This window comes from Chromobacterium piscinae (genome assembly GCF_021129175.1).
GTDB lineage: Bacteria > Pseudomonadota > Gammaproteobacteria > Burkholderiales > Chromobacteriaceae > Chromobacterium > Chromobacterium piscinae.
Map to the genome: position 1 here is coordinate 1 of NZ_JAJOHV010000059.1, position 15,777 is coordinate 15,777.

Sequence of the window (15,777 nt, forward strand, 5' to 3'; positions counted from 1 at the left end):
CCGCTGGTTGGCGCCGCCCTTGGCGCTGGCGGCGGCGCTGGCCTGCGCCGCCTCCGCCGTTCCGTACAGCCAGCAATACGGCGTGCGCGCCCGCGTTGCGGCCGCCCGGCTGGACCGCGCCAAAGTGATCGAGGCGCTGGGCGCGGTGGCGGCGCAATACCGGCTGCGCTGCGTGCGCTGCGATCCCGGGCAGGATGATGGCGATTACAGCGGCGGCCAGCCCGATGTGCGGCTGAAATACCGGTTCGCATCGGAGCAGGAAGTGCGTTTCGACATCTGGACGGTGCTGCCGGGAGTGTTCAACGGCAGCGAACGCGAACGGCTGCAGGCGATGCGCACCAGCATCCGCCAGGAAATGGCGCGGCGCTTTCCGCAGCTGGACTATCTGGAACCGATCAACTGAGCGTTATCCACAGCGCCTCGCCCTGCAGAGAATCCATCCACAGCTACCATGCGCAGCGTCGGCCCGACGCGTCCCGCGCGGCCAAATCCTCGGCAAATTCGACTTCGCGGCCATCGACACCGCGGTAATGGAAGCCGTAGTAGCGGGCGCCCTGATGGACCGTGGTGTAGCGGCCATGGACTTTCCCATCGACAATCTCCAGCCATTCGTCGGTGAACTGCCAGGGCCGGTCCTCGGCCAGCATTTCATGTTCGCCGCCCAGCCATGCCAGCGTGATCGGCCGGCCGCGCTTGCCATAACGGACATAGGCCGCCTGCCAGCCGGCGTCCGCGTCGCCGACCACAGTGAACTGCAAATGGACCGGCTTGCCGCCGTTGTCGGCGCTGAAGCAGCGGGTCTCGCTGTCGACCGCGGCCAAAGCCGACCAGGGCAGGCACCACAGCAGCGCCATCCCCAGCATCGCCCGCTTCATTCCGTCCTCGCCTCCGCTGGAAGGCGGCCGGCCAGCCTCAGCGTTTGCGGCAGCAGCAAACCCCACGACAGCGCCAGCAAGGGCAGCAGCAGCCACCATGCCGCGCCGGGCTGCAAGGCCTGCAGCTTGAACGCCGCGTAGCGGGCCAGCGGCGCGGCGATCGCGCCCAACATCATCAGCAAGCGCGGCGACGGCCGCCAGGCCTGCAGCAGCCACACCCACCAGCAGGCGAAACCCAGCCACCACACCATCATCCACAAAGGCAGCGCGCCGACGCCGACGAAGCGCAGCAGACCCGCGGCCGCCAGCGCCAGATCCAGCAGGCAGCCGATGCCGGCCAGCAGCAGCGCCCGCCCGCGCAGGCCGCGCGGCAGGGCCTCCCACAACAGCAGGGTGGCGGCCAACGTCACCATCACCCAGCGGTCGCGGCACACGGTCAGCAGCAGCCACCAGCCGCCGAAGGCGAGGCTGGCGAGCGCGGGTTTGATCCAGGGCCTCATCGCTGGCGCGGCTTAGGCGTCGTAGCCCAGATTCGGCGCCAGATCGCGCTCGGCCTGCTCGATGCTGACGCCGCGGCGCTCGGCGTAACTGGTTACCTGGTCCTTCTCCACCTTGCCGACGCCGAAGTAGCGCGAAGCGGGGTGGCTGAAGTAAAAGCCGGACACCGCGGCGGTGGGCAGCATCGCGTAGCCCTCGGTCAGCGTCATGCCGATGGCCGGCGCGTCCAGCAGCTGGAACAGCTCAGTCTTCACCGTGTGGTCCGGGCAGGCCGGATAGCCGGGAGCGGGGCGGATGCCGCGGTACTGCTCGTCTATCAGCGCCTCGTTGTCCAGATGCTCGTCGGCGGCGTAGCCCCAGAACTCGCGCCGCACCCGGGCGTGCATCAGCTCGGCGAAAGCCTCGGCCAGGCGGTCGGCCAGCGCTTTGAGCAGGATGGCCGAGTAATCGTCGTTGGCGTCCTCGAAGCGCTTCACATGCGGCTCGATGCCGATGCCGGCGGTGACGGCGAAAGCGCCGATGTAGTCGTCGACGCCGCTGTCCCGGGGCGCGATGTAGTCGGCCAGCGCCCAGTTGGCCTTGCCGTCCATCTTGGGCAGTTGCTGGCGCAAGCCGACCCAGGTCATCAGGCTGGCGTTGCTGTCCGGATCGCGGATTTCGATGTCGTCGCCATTGACGCTATTGGCCGGGAACAGGCCGATCACTGCGTTGGCGGCCAGCCAGTTCTCGTCGACGATCTGCTTCAGCATGACTTGGGCGTCTTCATACAGCGCGCGCGCCGATTCGCCGACGATCTCGTCGTCGAGGATCCGCGGGAAGCGGCCGGCCAGCTCCCAGCTCTGGAAAAACGGCGTCCAGTCGATGTAGGCCGCGATCTCGGCCAAGGAGTAATTCTCGAAACGGCGCACGCCCAGCCATCGCGGCTTGGGCGGAACGTAATCGGCCCAGTCTACCTTTTCCTTGTTGGCTCGCGCGGCCTCCAGGCTGACCACCTTGCGGTTGGCCTTGTTGGCGTGGCCTTCGCGCGCGCGCTGCTGCTCGGCCAGGTTTTCGGCGACGAAGGCGTCCTTCAGGGTATCGGACAGCAGGTTGGAGCAGACGCCAACCGCGCGGCTGGCGTCCGGCACGTAGATGACCGGTTGCCGGTAATGCGGCGCGATCTTGACCGCGGTATGCACCTTGGAGGTGGTGGCGCCGCCGATCAGCAGCGGCACCGCGTGATCCAGCCGCTGCATCTCCTTGGCGACGTGGCTCATTTCTTCCAGGCTGGGGGTGATCAGGCCGGACAGGCCGATGATGTCGGCCTTGTGCTCGATGGCGGCGTCCAGAATCTTCTGGCACGGCACCATCACGCCCAGGTCGATCACCTTGTAGTTGTTGCAGCGCAACACCACGCCGACGATGTTCTTGCCGATATCGTGCACATCGCCTTTGACCGTGGCCATGATGATGATGCCCTTGGCCGGCGCGTCGGCCAGACCCAGTCGGATTTTCTCTTCCTCGATGAACGGCTCCAGGTGGGCGACGGCGGCCTTCATCACCCGCGCCGATTTCACCACCTGCGGCAGAAACATCTTGCCGGCGCCGAACAAATCGCCGACCACGTTCATGCCGTCCATCAGCGGGCCTTCGATCACGTGGATGGGCCGCTCGCTCTTCAGCCGCACCTCTTCGGTGTCTTCGACGATAAAGGTGGTGATGCCCTTGACCAGCGCGTGCTCCAGCCGTTTTTCCACCGGCCAGCCGCGCCAGGCCAGGTCCTCACCCTTTTTCTCGCCGACGGCCTCGCCCTTGAACTTCTCGGCCAGCTCGATCAGGCGCTCAGTGACATCGCCGCCGTCCTTGGGATGGCGCATCAGCACCACGTCCTCGATGCGCTCGCGCAGTTCGGCGTCGACCTCGTCGTACACCTCCAGCGCGCCGGCGTTGACGATGCCCATGGTCATGCCGCGCTGGATGGCGTGGTAAAGGAATACCGCGTGGATGGCCTCGCGCACCTTGTTGTTGCCGCGGAAGCTGAAGCTGACGTTGGACACGCCGCCGGAGATCTTGGCGTGCGGCAGGTGCTGCTTGATCCAGCCGGTGGCCTCGATGAAGTCCAGGCCGTAGCGGGCGTGCTCGTCGATGCCGGTGGCGACGGCGAAGATATTGGGATCGAAGATGATGTCTTCCGGCGGGAAGCCCACCTCGTCCACCAGGATGCGGTAGCTGTGGTCGCAAATCTCGATTTTGCGGGCGTAGGTGTCTGCCTGGCCGGTCTCGTCGAAGGCCATCACGATCACCGCCGCGCCGTAGCGGCGGATCAGCCGCGCCTGCTCGACGAACTTCTCCTTGCCCTCCTTCATCGAGATCGAGTTGACGATGCCCTTGCCCTGGATGCATTTCAGGCCGGCCTCGATCACCTCCCACTTCGAGCTGTCGATCATGATCGGCACGCGGGCGATGTCCGGCTCCGATGCGATCAGGTTCAGGAAGCGCACCATCGCGGCGTGGGCGTCCAGCATGCCCTCGTCCATATTGATGTCGATGACTTGGGCGCCGTTCTCCACCTGCTGCCGCGCCACGTCCAGCGCGGTGGCGTAGTCGCCGTTGAGGATCAGCTTGGCGAAAGCGCGGCTGCCGGTGACGTTGGTGCGCTCGCCGACGTTGACGAACAGGTCTTCGTCGCCGATGTTGAACGGCTCCAGGCCGGACAAGCGGCACTTGGCCTCGATCTGCGGCAGCGCGCGCGGCGCGACGCCGTCCACCGCGCGGGCGATGGCGGCGATGTGCTCCGGCGTGGTGCCGCAACAGCCGCCGACGATATTGATCAGCCCGCTCTCGGCCCACTCGCGCACGTACTCGCCCATCTTCGCCGGCTCAAGGTCGTAGCCGCCGAAGGCGTTGGGCAGGCCGGCGTTGGCATGCACCGACACGTAAGTGGACGACACCCGGGCCATCTCTTCCACGTAGGGCCGCAACAGGTCGGGCCCCAGCGCGCAGTTGAGGCCGAAGCTGGCGGCGTCGGCGTGGGACAAGGAGTTGTAGAAGGCCTCGGTGGTCTGCCCGGTCAGCGTGCGGCCGGACTGGTCGGTGATGGTGCCGGAAATCATGATGGGCAGGCGGGCGATGGCCGGCCGCTCATCAAAATATTTGTGGATGGCGAACACCGCCGCCTTGGCGTTCAGCGTGTCGAAGATGGTCTCCACCAACAGCAGGTCGGCGCCGCCGGCCACCAGGCCGTCTATCGCCTCGGTGTAACTCTCCACCAGCGCGTCGAAGCTGACGTTGCGGTAGCCGGGATCGTTGACGTCGGGGCTGATCGAACAGGTGCGGTTGGTGGGTCCCAGCACGCCGGCGCAGTATCTGGGCTTGGCCGGATTCTTCACGGTTTCCGCCGCGCACAGTTCCTTCACCAGCCGGGCCGCCTCGCGGTTGATCTCCCACACCAGCGTTTCCATCTGGTAATCGGCCATCGCGATCGAGGTGGCGTTGAAGGTGTTGGTTTCGACGATGTCGGCGCCAGCGTCCAGATAGGCCTGGTGGATGCCGGCGATCACATCGGGGCGGGTCAACACCAGCAGGTCGTTGTTGCCCTTGACGTCGCAGCGCCAGTCCGCGAAGCGTTCGCCGCGGTAATCGGCCTCGTCCAGTTGGTGGCGCTGGATCATGGTGCCCATGCCCCCATCCAGGATCAGGATGCGTTGCGATAACTGCTGATAAACAGGATGAAGGAATGGCTTTGTCATGGCGGTGGCTGGTATTTTGTCTAAAACGAAAACAAACGCTGGTGCCGGTTGGCTTCAATCCATCTTAACATCGTCGTTCGATGACTCCGTCTTCCGGCAATAGAATATTGAGAGAATACCCATATGGCCAGTTTGCATAAGAAATGGCTGTTGTTGTGCTTATTTTCCTCGATGGCCCAAGCGGAGCCGGCGCCATTGCGGATCGGGGTGTCGGATACAGACGCGGCGCCGATCGCCGTGCTGTCCGAAGACGGCAATGCCTTGACCGGCGGCCTGGCCCGCGACCTGGGCGCGCTGCTGGCCGACGAGATGGGCATGAAGCCGCAGTTCGCGCTGCTGGCGCGGCGGCGGGTGGAGCCCTCGATAGAGACCGGCAAAGTGGACATCATCTGCAATGCCAACCCGGATTGGTTCGCCAATTCCGCCCGCCTCAATTGGAGCCATGAAATCTATCCGTTGACCGAGCGCATGCTGTCTCTAAAAGGCCAACCGCCGCTGCGGCAGCTGGACGATCTGGCCGGCAAGCGCATCGGCACCATCCACGGCTACCATTATCCATCGCTGGAATACCTGTGGTCCGGCAACCGCAGCGAGCGCGTCACGGAGGCCCGCTTTGACCTGCTGCCCAAATCGCTGGAGAAACGGCTGAGCGACGTGGCCATCGTCACCGAGCTGACCTATGTCTGGTGGGCCCGCGGCCATGCCCAGGAGGCGGCCAGCTTCAAGATCCATCCGCTGGTGGTGTCGTCGCAGCCGACGATGTGCGCGCTGTCGCAGCGCTCGCCGGTGAAGCTGGACCAGTTGAACCGCGCGATCGACCGCCTGCACAAGAGCGGCCGGCTAAAGACGCTGATGTCGCACTACCTGTGGCAGGAATAAGCGCCGCTTCCGGCTGATCCTCCGCGCCGGCGAACCGGGACGGGACGCCGGACTCGCATGCTAAAATGGCGTTTTTGCAGCGAAAAAGCGTCCCGACATGAGCGATCTGTTAGCCGGCCTGAATCCCGAACAACTGCGCGCCGTCACCTGGCCCGCCAAGAGCGCGCTGGTGCTGGCCGGCGCCGGCAGCGGCAAGACCCGGGTGCTCACCACCCGCATCGCTTGGCTGCTGTCCACCGGCCAAACCTCGCCGGCCGGGGTGCTGGCGGTCACCTTCACCAACAAGGCCTCGCGCGAAATGCAGACGCGGCTGTCGACGCTGGTGCCAGTCAATGTGCGCAATATGTGGATCGGCACCTTCCACGGCCTGTGCAACCGCTTCCTGCGCATCCACTACCGGGACGCCGGCCTGCCGCAAACCTTCCAGATCCTCGACTCCGCCGACCAGCAGGCGGCGATCAAGCGCCTGCTGAAAAGCCTGGAGCTGTCGGACGAGAAATACCCGCCGCGCGCGGTGCAAAGCTTCATCAACGGCAACAAGGAAGCCGGCGTGCGCGCCGAATCGCTGCCGCCGGCGCTGAACCCGTACGAAGCCAAGCTGGTGGAGCTGTACGCCGCCTATGACGCCCAATGCCGGCGCGAGGGCGTGGTCGATTTCGCCGAGCTGCTGCTCAGAAGCTACGAGCTGCTGTCCCGCAACGAGGCGCTGCGCGCGCATTACAGCAGCCGCTTCGCCCACATCCTGGTGGATGAATTCCAGGACACCAACCGCCTGCAATACGCGTGGCTGAAACTGCTGGCCGGCGAGCACGGCGCGCTGTTCGCCGTCGGCGACGACGACCAGAGCATCTACGCCTTCCGCGGCGCCGAAGTGGGCAATATGCGCGCGCTGCTGTCCGACTTCCGCGTGGCCGAGCCGGTGCGGCTGGAGCAAAACTACCGCTCGATGGGCAATATCCTCAACGCCGCCAACGCGCTGATCGAGCGGAACGACGGCCGGCTGGGCAAGAACCTGTGGACCGACGCCGGCGAGGGGGAAAAAATCCGCTTCTACCAGGCCGGCAGCGACGGCGACGAGGCAGAATTCATCATCGATGAGGTCAAGAGCCTGCACCGCGAAGGCCTGGCGCTGTCCGACATGGCGGTGCTGTACCGCTCCAACGCCCAATCGCGGCTGTTGGAGCACGTGCTGGTCAACGCCCAGATTCCGTACCGGATCTACGGCGGCCTGCGCTTCTTCGAACGCCAGGAAATCAAGCACGCGCTGGCCTACCTCAGGCTGGTCGCCAATCCGGACGACGACAACGCGCTGTTGCGGGTGATCAACGTGCCGGCGCGCGGCATCGGCGCGCGCAGCGTGGAAAACCTGCAGGCCGCCGGCCGCGAGCAGGGCGTCACGCTGTGGCAGGCGGCCTGCCAAAGCGGCGGCGGCCGCACCGCCGCCAAGATCGGCGAATTCGTGTTGCTGATCGAGCGGCTGCGCGAGCAAAGCCGCGACTTCAGCCTGGCCGAAACCATCAGCCTGGTCATCGACCGCAGCGGCCTGCGCGACATGTACGAGCAGGACAAGAAAGACGGCGAGGAGCGGCTGGCCAACCTGGACGAACTGGTCAACGCCGCCGCCAGCTTCATGCCCGACCAGCCGGAGCAGGCGCTGACCGAATTCCTGTCCGCCGCCAGCCTGGAGGCCGGCGAGCACCAGGCCGACGCCGGCAGCGATGCGCTGCAGCTGATGACGGTGCACGCGGCCAAGGGCCTGGAGTTCGACGCCGTATTCGTCAGCGGCCTGGAAGAAGGCCTGTTCCCGCACGAGAACAGCGTGATGGACGGCAAGGGCCTGCAGGAAGAGCGCCGGCTGATGTACGTGGCCATCACCCGCGCCCGCAAGCGGCTGTATCTGTCCAGCGCACAGAGCCGGATGCTGCACGGCCAGAGCCGTTATCCGATCCCGTCGCGCTTCATCGACGAGATTCCAGCCGAACTGATCCATTCGCTGTCTGCTACAGTGAAAGCACCCGTTGCGCCGCAGCAGGCGCGTCGCGCCGCCGCCATGCCGCGCCGGCAGGCGGAAAACGCCTACGGCCTGTCCATCGGCCAGGCGGTCAGCCACGCCAAGTTCGGCATCGGCGTGGTGATAGACGCCGAAGGCAACGGGGAGGATGTGCGGCTGCAAATCAACTTCGCCGAACACGGCGTCAAATGGCTGGACATGCGCTATGCGAAACTGAGCCCGGCCTGAGCCGGGACGCGCGCGCCGCCGACACTGCGATCCGCAACCACAGGACAGCGAGCCGACGAGGCGTCATGAGCGAAACCACTCCCTCCCCGGCAGCGGCGCCCGCGCCGGTGCACCACGTCAAGGCGGCACCGACCCGCAGCGCCGCCTTCGACGATCCCTACGCCAAGCGGCTGTTTTTGATCATAGACAGCCTGCCGCAGATGCAGCGCGCATTGGCGATGACCCTGTCGTCGTTCGGCGCCAACTCGGTCGAATACGCGGCCAAGGCCAGCGACGCGCTGGCGAAGATGGCCAAGTACGAGTTCGACGTGGTGCTGTGCGACTACGATCTGGGCAACGGCTACGACGGACTCTATCTGTTCGAGGAGATCCGGGAGCGCAACCTGCTCAAGCAGTCCTGCGTGTTCATGATCGTCACCGGCGAACGCCGCGCGCAGCGGGTGATCTCCGCCGCCGAACTGACGCCCGACGACTACCTGCTCAAGCCGTTCACCGGCGAGGTGCTGCGCGACCGACTGGAGCGGGCGATGCGCAAGCGCGAGGCCCTTCGGCTGGTGGACGAGAGCGTGCTGCGCCACGAATACCTGTCCGCCATCGAAACCTGCGGCCTCAAGATCGAGGAAAACGGCGAGTTCGCGCTCGACTTCATGCGGCTGAGAGGCTCGCTGGCGCTGAAGATCAACGACTTCGACACCGCCCGCGACGCCTATATGCAGGCGCTGCGCGTCCGCCCCTCCACCTGGGCCAAGATGGGGCTGGCCAAATCGCTGGCCGGGCTGAAGTCCCACGACGAGGCGCGGCTGCTGTTCGAGGCGGTGCTGGCCGACAACAACCAGGTGATGGAAGCCTACGACTGGCTGGCCCGGCTCTACCGCGGCCACGACCTGGGCCGCGCCCAGCACACGCTGCAGACCGCGACCGAAATGTCGCCGGTGGTGTTCCGCCGCCAGCAGCAGCTGGCCCAGATCGCGCTGCTCAACCACGACCTCGCCACCGCCGAGACCGCCTGCCAGCAGACGCTGGACATCGCCAAATACTCCTGGCACCGCAGCCCCACCCATTACGCGGCGCTGCTTCGGGTCCAGTTGGCCCGAGGCGACAGCGGCAACGCCGCCCGCACGCTGGCCAGCCTGCGCCACGACTACCGCTACAACGAGGAAGGCGAGTGGCTGGCCGGCGTGATGGACAGCCAGCTGCAGACCAAGAACGGCAACGCCGACAAGGCCCGCGAACTGCTGCTGGCCGCCGGCGAGCGCTTCAAGCAGCTGGCCCCCAAGCTGGATCAGGAATCGCAGCTGGAGTACGCGCGCGCCTGCTACCAGCAGGGACGGGACAGCCAAGGCAACGACGTGATGGAATACCTGGTGCGCAACCACCACGACGACGAGGACATGTTGGCCCACTTCGGCGACATGTTCGAGGAGATCGGCCTGGGACAGGCCGGCCGCCAACTGATCGCGCAGAACGTCAAATCGGTGCTGGAGCTGAACAACCAGGCGGTGCGCGAAGCGCAGTCCGGCCAGTTCGACGCGGCGATCGACCGCTTCGTCAAGGCGCTGGACGAAATGCCGCACAACGTGCAGATCATGCTCAACCTGATCAACGCGGTGATGGCCTACGTCAGCCAGAACGGCTGGCACGAAAGCCATATGCGCCGCGCCTACGAGCTGCTGGGCAAGGTGCGCGACATCGCGCCCACCAACAACAAGTTCCAGAAGATCCTGCACTCCTGGCGCGCGCTGGTGAACAAGATGGACAAGCCGCAATGGGCGCTGTGAGCGCGCTGCGGGCGCTGGTGGTGGACGACGAGGCGCTGGCCTGCGAGCGGCTGCGCCAACTGCTGGCCGATTGCGGCGTCGAGGAGGTCCATTGCCTCGCTGACGGCAAGACTGCGCTGGACTGGCTGGCCCGCCACCCGGTCGACGTGCTGCTTCTGGACATCAGCATGCCCGGCCTGGACGGCATCGCTCTGGCCCGCCAGCTGCGGCAGCAGGCGCTGGCGCCGGCGCTGGTGTTCAGCACCGCCCACGATCACTTCGCGGTGGAAGCCTTCGAACTGGACGCCGCCGACTATCTGCTCAAGCCGGTGCGGCGCGAGCGGCTGGAACAGGCTCTGCAACGCGCCCAGGCGCGGCGCGAGGGCCGGCAGCAGCCCAGCTTCACCGTGCGCCAGCGCGGCCGCCTGCTCAACGTGCCTTTCGCCGACGCGCGCTACCTGAAGGCCGAGCTCAAATACGTCACCCTGGTCACCTCCGACAACGAATATCTGCTGGACGACGCGCTGGTGGCGCTGGAGCAGCGGCTGGGCGAATCGGCGCTGCGCATCCACCGCAACTGCCTGGTGATGCGCCACGCGGTGCAGGAGCTGTGCCGGGGCGACGACGGCGACGACGAACAGTGGATTGTCAGACTGCGCGACATCCCGACGCCGCTGCCGGTCAGCCGCCGCCAGATCCATGCGCTGCGCGCCGCGCTGAGCGTAGGCAATTGATTACGTACTACTACTTAAAACCGGCATTCCCCGGCTTATTGCTAAAAAATAGACCCGTTGTTCTTATAGAATCGTTCACTGCTGAATATATGTCGATGGTTTTAACATGCACGCAAGACTGGTCTATGCTGGGTGCCTCGTCCTATGGCTGATACTGAGCGCGCTTGCCGCCCTGTCCATCGCCAGCCGCTCCCTGCTGGGCGCCGAACAGCAATTCAACAGCCAGCTCCAGCAATTGACCGAGCAATTGAAACAGCGCCTGCTCGCCAATGAAACCATACTCGACAGCTACGCCACCTTCAGCAGCATCGACCACCGCACCGAACATCGCCAGAAGCACCCCTTCGTCGCGCAGCTGCTGCGCCGCTACCCGCAAATCACCACGCTGGCCCATATCGAGCGCGTGCCGGCCGGACAGGTCGCCGGCTACGACCGCGCGCTGCAGCGCGATTACGGCGCCGCTTACCGGCTGCGCGGTTTCGCCGGCAGCGTCCGCCTGCCGGAACAGGACGCCTACTTCCCGCTGATGTACGCCGAACCGCAGTCGCAGGCCAATCTGCGGCTGGTCGGGAGGGACGCCTGGCAGCAGCCGCGGCTGCGCGAGGCGCTGCAGGACTGCATCAACAGCGGCCGCGCCACGCTGTCGCGCCAGCTGCGGCTGCAGCCCCAGGGCGACCCCGGCTATGTGTTGCTGCGCGGCGTGGACGACCGCCTCGACGACCAGTTGATCGGCCTGCTGCCCCAGCATTTCGTGATGCTGTTCGTCCGCGCCGATTCGCTGCTGCCCACCGACATCGCGCTGCAGCCGGGCATGGAAGTCAGCCTGCACCACCGCGACGACCCCTTGCGTCCGCCGGAAGGCCAGGCGCTGCACCTGGGCGGCGCCCACCCCAGCGCGTTGGAGAAATTGCTGTTCCCGCGGCTGGAGACCAGCCAGTTGCTGGGCGGCGGCAGCCAGCCGCTGCGGCTGACGCTGAGTTGGCAGCAAGGCTGGGCGCAGATCGGCTTGTTCGAATGGACGGTATGGATGCTGCTGTCGCTGCTGCTTGGCCTGGGCATCGGCCTGGCCGGCTTCAGCTTCGTGCGCAGCAGCGACAGCCGCCGCCAGCGCGAAAGCCAGCTGTTCCACCTGGCCAACCACGACCGTCTCACCGGCCTGGCCAACCGCAACCTGTTCTACGACCGGCTGCAGCACGCGATCAGCCGGATAGACCGCAGCGGCAAGCGTCTGGGCCTGCTGTTCCTGGACCTGGACCGCTTCAAGCCGGTCAACGACACCTATGGCCACATGGTCGGCGACCGGGTGCTGCAACTGATCGCCGCCCGCATCCGCGACGTGATCCGCAATGAAGACACCGTCGCCCGCATCGGCGGAGACGAATTCGTGATCCTGATGGAAGACATCGAGTCCAACCGCGAGGCGGACAAGGTGGCGGCGCGGCTGAAGCAGGCGATACAGATGCCTTACCAGATCGACCAGCACCGCGTGCTAGTCGGCGTCAGCATCGGCATCGCCTACTACCCGGAAGACGGCCTGCTGATAGACGAGCTGCTGGCGGTGGCCGACCGCAAAATGTACGGCAACAAGCAGTCGCCCAACCGCCATTCCGAAACCGTGGACTAGCGCCCGCCGCCATGACGAACGCGCCGCCGGGAACAAGTCCGGGCGGCGCGTTCGCATTCCGGCGCCGGATTACGCCAGCGTCAGCTCCACTTCGATATTGCCGCGGGTGGCGTTGGAATAGGGGCAGATGCCGTGCGCGGCTTCGATCAGCTTCAGAGCTGCCTCGCGTTCGACGCCCGGCAGCGACACCGCCAGCTTGGCGGCGATGCCGAAGCCGTGGGCGATCGGCCCGATCGACACCTTGCCGGTCACCGACACCTCGGCCGGCAGCCGCACGCCGGCCTGCTGCGCGGCCACCTTGAGCGCGCCGATGAAGCAGGCGGAATAGCCCGCCGCGAACAGCTGCTCCGGATTGGTGCCGTCGCCGCCCAGGCCGCCCAGCTCGCGCGGGGTGCTCAGCTTCGCCACCAACGCGCCGTCGCTGGATTCGGCCCGCCCGTCGCGGCCTCCGGTGGCGGTGGCTTCGGCGGTATACAGTACTTTCTGCAGAGGATTCATCTGGCTCTCCTTGGCGTGTCGCCGTTACGATTAAAATAATATGCTATTAAATAGTGCACTATTTAATTATCAAAACCCTGACGGGTTCATTGCAGCAGCTGGTCCCGCAAATCGCACAGCGATTGCCGCAAGCCGGCGATCTGATCCAGCTGCAGGCCGCTGCGGCACAACAGCTGCAACGGAATCCGCTCCGCCTGCCCGCGCAGCGCGCGTCCGGCTTCGGTCAGCTTGACCACCACCACCCTCTCGTCGCTGGGCAGCCGCCTGCGCTCCAGCCAGCCGGCCGCCTCCATCCGCTTCAGCAGCGGCGTCAGCGTCGCCGAATCCAGATACAGCCGCTCGCCGATGTCGGACACCGAGCGCTCGTCCTGTTCCCACAACACCAGCAATACCAGATACTGCGGATACGTGACGCCCAGCGGCTTCAGGTTGTCGCGGTACACCTTGTTCATCGCCAGCGAGGCGGAGTACAGCGCGAAACAGAGTTGCTGGTCCAGCTTCAGCAGCGAGTCCGGCGGCGGACAAATGTTTTCTTGCTCCATGTCCGCATATTAAATAGCGCACTATTTAATTGCAAGCAATTTTCTCCGCCAAAACTCGATGCGCCCGCCTCAGGCGGGCGCGCAACCGCGATCAGGCGGCCACCCGCACCGGGCCGCGTCCCAGATCGGCCAGCGAGCGGCATACTTGGTGCCAATCTCCCAGGCTGCGCACGCCCTGCAAGATGACGCGCGCCAGCGGATCGTTGCACACCGCGGGGCCGAACTGCATCAGCATCTCGTGCAGCGCGAAACGCAGGGTATGGCTGTCCTGCAGCAACGCGTCCACTTCCTCGTGCACTTCCTGGCTGACCCGCATGTCGCCCAGCGCGTCCAGTTGCACCTGGTGGCGCGGGCAAAAGCCGGAGCGGATCAGCGCCAGGTCGTCGTTGATGTCCTCGGCGAACAGCAGCGCGCTGTGCTGCAGGTAGCCGCAGGCGACGATCAGGCTTTCCAGCGAATGCGGAGCAACGGTGGGGCCGCCTACCGGAAGGGTGGTCATTGTGGTTCTCCTCTTGTAATTGGATTTTGCGGCTATTTGAGCATTGCACCCACTGGCATGACAATGGCTCATCGCCTCTGGTTGCAAGCTTTTACTCGAGATTTACAACGAAATTAAGCACTTGCAGCCAAGACAAACATCGGCCGGCGTCGTACCATCGAGACACTTCACACCGGCGTCCATCATGCACATCGTTTATCTCCATGGCTTCAACTCCGGCCCGCAATCGCTGAAAGCGGGCGAAACGGCGGCCTGGCTGCGCCAGCACGCGCCCGACATCGTCCTGCACTGCCCGCAGCTGTCGCCGCATCCGGCCGAAGCGATCCGCCAAGCAGACGAACTGGTGTCCGGCCTACCGGCCGACACCTTGCTGATCGGCAGTTCGCTGGGCGGCTTCTACGCCACCCATTTGGCCGAGCTGCGCGGCCGCCCCGCCGCGCTGATCAATCCCGCGGTGCGCCCGGACCGGGATCTGGAGCGCTTTCGCGGCGAACAGACCAACCCCTACACCGGCGAGGCCTACACGCTGGGGGACGACGACTTGCGGGCCCTGCTGTCGCAAAGGGTGGCGGCGCCGACGGCCGGCCGCTACTGGCTGTTGCTGGGCAGCCGCGACGAGACGCTGGATTGGCGCGAAGCGGCCGTCCATTACCGCCACAGCCGGCAGGCTGTATTCAACGGCGACGACCACCGGCTGAACAACTGGCCCAAGGTATTGCCGGAGGTGGTCGCCTGGGCGCGGGGGCGACTGTCCAGCCAGGCTTGACTGCCTGTCGAGCCGCCCCCGCTTGCCGGCTCGGCGCGGCCCGGCGCAGACTGTGCCATCCACTCGCAAAGGAAACGCCATGAGCCAAGCTATCGTTTTCGCCGAAACCGGCGGCCCGGAAGTGCTGCGCCTGCAGAATGCGGAAATCGGCCCGCCCGGTCCCGGCCAGGCGCGGGTGCGCCATACCGCGATCGGCGTCAATTTCATCGACACCTACCAGCGCAGCGGCCTGTATCCGCTGCCGCTTCCCAGCGGCCTGGGCAGCGAAGCCGCCGGCGTAGTGGAAGCGGTGGGAGAGGGCGTGGCCGGACTCGCGCCCGGCGACCGCGTCGCCTATGCCGGCGGCCCGTTGGGCGCCTATTCGACCGAACGGCTGATCTCAGCCGAACACCTGGTCAAGCTGCCGGACGGCGTGTCCGATGAAACCGCCGCCTGCGCGATGCTGCAGGGGATGACTGTCGAATATCTGGTGCAGCGCACTTTCCCGGTGCAGCCGGGCCAGACCGTGCTGTGGCACGCCGCCGCCGGCGGCGTCGGCCAGATCGCGCTGCAGTGGCTGTCGGCGATGGGCGTCCATGTCATCGCCACCGTGGGTTCTGAAGCCAAGGCGGAGATCGCCCGCAACCTGGGCGCCGCCCACGTGATCCTGTACCGCGAGGAAGACGTGGCGGCGCGGGTGCGCGCGATCACCGGCGGCAAGGGCGTGCCGGTGGCGTTCGATTCGGTGGGCAAGGATACCTTCGAGGCCTCGCTGAACAGCCTGAGCCCACGCGGCATGATGGTGACGTTCGGCAACGCCTCCGGACCGGTGCCGGCGCTGGCGCCGCTGGAATTGACCAAGCGCGGCTCGCTGTTCCTGACCCGGCCCAGGCTGGGCGATTACATCGCCACCCGCGCCGAGCTGGAAGCCTCGTCCGACGCGCTGTTCCGCCGCTTGCGGGACGGCACGGTCAAGCTCGCGCCGTCGCACCGCTATCCGCTGGCGGAGGCCGCGCAGGCGCACCGCGATCTGGAAGCCCGCCGCACCACCGGTTCCGTCATCCTGCTGCCCTGATTGCGGGCGCTATTCGTCCAGCGGCAGCGGCGGCCGGCCGCAGCCGTCGCGGCGGCGGTCGGCACCGCAGGCGGCGTCGTCAGC

14 protein-coding genes are annotated in these 15,777 nt (G+C 66.1%); 8 read left to right on the forward strand and 6 right to left on the reverse strand.

Annotated elements, in window-relative coordinates; genetic code table 11:
• On the forward strand, positions 1-403 hold a 403-nt coding region (locus LQR33_RS15810; protein ID WP_231469646.1), incomplete at its 5' end, for a hypothetical protein.
• A gap of 43 nt (positions 404-446) precedes the next feature.
• Here LQR33_RS15810 and LQR33_RS15815 read toward each other — a convergent pair.
• Genes LQR33_RS15815 through metH form a run of 3 tightly spaced genes read right to left on the reverse strand, consistent with a single transcriptional unit; the run spans position 447 to position 5,101 of the window.
• Positions 447-875 carry a hypothetical protein gene (locus tag LQR33_RS15815; RefSeq protein ID WP_166438730.1) on the reverse strand — a complete coding sequence of 143 codons (429 nt, stop codon included), beginning with the start codon at positions 873-875 and terminating at the stop codon, positions 447-449.
• Positions 872-1,375: a DUF2878 family protein gene (locus tag LQR33_RS15820; protein ID WP_221667538.1), complete on the reverse strand. Its 504-nt coding sequence runs from the start codon at positions 1,373-1,375 to the stop codon at positions 872-874. The genes LQR33_RS15815 and LQR33_RS15820 overlap by 4 nt, the downstream gene beginning before the upstream one ends.
• Positions 1,376-1,387: 12 nt before the next feature.
• On the reverse strand, positions 1,388-5,101 hold the full coding sequence (metH, locus tag LQR33_RS15825; protein ID WP_231469648.1) for a methionine synthase: 3,714 nt from the start codon (positions 5,099-5,101) through the stop codon (positions 1,388-1,390).
• A gap of 123 nt (positions 5,102-5,224) precedes the next feature.
• Here metH and LQR33_RS15830 point away from each other — a divergent pair, with 123 nt between their 5' ends.
• The 5 genes from LQR33_RS15830 (at position 5,225) to LQR33_RS15850 (ending at position 12,334) form a co-directional block, all read left to right on the forward strand.
• Complete coding sequence (locus LQR33_RS15830; protein WP_166438727.1) at positions 5,225-5,980, forward strand: substrate-binding periplasmic protein; 756 nt, start codon at positions 5,225-5,227, stop codon at positions 5,978-5,980.
• Between the two features lie 97 nt (positions 5,981-6,077).
• Positions 6,078-8,219: a UvrD-helicase domain-containing protein gene (locus LQR33_RS15835; RefSeq protein ID WP_221665480.1), complete on the forward strand. Its 2,142-nt coding sequence runs from the start codon at positions 6,078-6,080 to the stop codon at positions 8,217-8,219.
• Between the two features lie 65 nt (positions 8,220-8,284).
• Positions 8,285-9,997: a response regulator gene (locus LQR33_RS15840; protein WP_231469650.1), complete on the forward strand. Its 1,713-nt coding sequence runs from the start codon at positions 8,285-8,287 to the stop codon at positions 9,995-9,997.
• Complete coding sequence (locus LQR33_RS15845; protein ID WP_021479189.1) at positions 9,985-10,710, forward strand: LytR/AlgR family response regulator transcription factor; 726 nt, start codon at positions 9,985-9,987, stop codon at positions 10,708-10,710. Before LQR33_RS15840 ends, LQR33_RS15845 begins: the two co-directional genes overlap by 13 nt.
• A 106-nt stretch (positions 10,711-10,816) precedes the next feature.
• Positions 10,817-12,334, forward strand: a complete 1,518-nt coding sequence (locus LQR33_RS15850) for a sensor domain-containing diguanylate cyclase (protein ID WP_021479190.1) — start codon at positions 10,817-10,819, stop codon at positions 12,332-12,334.
• A 69-nt stretch (positions 12,335-12,403) separates the two neighbouring features.
• Here the strand turns inward: LQR33_RS15850 and LQR33_RS15855 are convergent, their stop codons facing one another.
• The 3 genes from LQR33_RS15855 to LQR33_RS15865 all read right to left on the reverse strand — a co-directional run bounded on the left by LQR33_RS15855 (position 12,404) and on the right by LQR33_RS15865 (position 13,873).
• Complete coding sequence (locus LQR33_RS15855; RefSeq protein WP_166438725.1) at positions 12,404-12,832, reverse strand: organic hydroperoxide resistance protein; 429 nt, start codon at positions 12,830-12,832, stop codon at positions 12,404-12,406.
• An 86-nt stretch (positions 12,833-12,918) separates the two neighbouring features.
• Entirely contained in the window at positions 12,919-13,374 is a 456-nt protein-coding gene (locus LQR33_RS15860; RefSeq protein WP_021479192.1) for a MarR family winged helix-turn-helix transcriptional regulator, read from the reverse strand.
• Between the two features lie 91 nt (positions 13,375-13,465).
• Positions 13,466-13,873 (reverse strand): hypothetical protein, encoded by a 408-nt coding sequence (locus LQR33_RS15865; protein WP_021479193.1) that lies wholly within the window; start codon positions 13,871-13,873, stop codon positions 13,466-13,468.
• A gap of 184 nt (positions 13,874-14,057) precedes the next feature.
• Here LQR33_RS15865 and LQR33_RS15870 point away from each other — a divergent pair, with 184 nt between their 5' ends.
• The gene (locus LQR33_RS15870) at positions 14,058-14,639 is read left to right on the forward strand and encodes a YqiA/YcfP family alpha/beta fold hydrolase (RefSeq protein WP_231469652.1); all 582 of its coding nucleotides are present in this window, start codon (positions 14,058-14,060) and stop codon (positions 14,637-14,639) included.
• A gap of 79 nt (positions 14,640-14,718) precedes the next feature.
• Positions 14,719-15,693: a quinone oxidoreductase family protein gene (locus tag LQR33_RS15875; RefSeq protein ID WP_231469653.1), complete on the forward strand. Its 975-nt coding sequence runs from the start codon at positions 14,719-14,721 to the stop codon at positions 15,691-15,693.
• Positions 15,694-15,777 lie beyond the last annotated feature (84 nt).

Bases quoted from the DNA above. Each gene is read 5' to 3' on its own strand.
- LQR33_RS15815 (WP_166438730.1), bottom strand. From the start codon at position 875: ATGAAGCGGGCGATGCTGGGGATGGCGCTGCTGTGGTGCCTGCCCTGG.
- LQR33_RS15820 (WP_221667538.1), bottom strand. From the start codon at position 1,375: ATGAGGCCCTGGATCAAACCCGCGCTCGCCAGCCTCGCCTTCGGCGGC.
- metH (WP_231469648.1), bottom strand. From the start codon at position 5,101: ATGACAAAGCCATTCCTTCATCCTGTTTATCAGCAGTTATCGCAACGC.
- LQR33_RS15830 (WP_166438727.1), top strand. From the start codon at position 5,225: ATGGCCAGTTTGCATAAGAAATGGCTGTTGTTGTGCTTATTTTCCTCG.
- LQR33_RS15835 (WP_221665480.1), top strand. From the start codon at position 6,078: ATGAGCGATCTGTTAGCCGGCCTGAATCCCGAACAACTGCGCGCCGTC.
- LQR33_RS15840 (WP_231469650.1), top strand. From the start codon at position 8,285: ATGAGCGAAACCACTCCCTCCCCGGCAGCGGCGCCCGCGCCGGTGCAC.
- LQR33_RS15845 (WP_021479189.1), top strand. From the start codon at position 9,985: ATGGGCGCTGTGAGCGCGCTGCGGGCGCTGGTGGTGGACGACGAGGCG.
- LQR33_RS15850 (WP_021479190.1), top strand. From the start codon at position 10,817: ATGCACGCAAGACTGGTCTATGCTGGGTGCCTCGTCCTATGGCTGATA.
- LQR33_RS15855 (WP_166438725.1), bottom strand. From the start codon at position 12,832: ATGAATCCTCTGCAGAAAGTACTGTATACCGCCGAAGCCACCGCCACC.
- LQR33_RS15860 (WP_021479192.1), bottom strand. From the start codon at position 13,374: ATGGAGCAAGAAAACATTTGTCCGCCGCCGGACTCGCTGCTGAAGCTG.
- LQR33_RS15865 (WP_021479193.1), bottom strand. From the start codon at position 13,873: ATGACCACCCTTCCGGTAGGCGGCCCCACCGTTGCTCCGCATTCGCTG.
- LQR33_RS15870 (WP_231469652.1), top strand. From the start codon at position 14,058: ATGCACATCGTTTATCTCCATGGCTTCAACTCCGGCCCGCAATCGCTG.
- LQR33_RS15875 (WP_231469653.1), top strand. From the start codon at position 14,719: ATGAGCCAAGCTATCGTTTTCGCCGAAACCGGCGGCCCGGAAGTGCTG.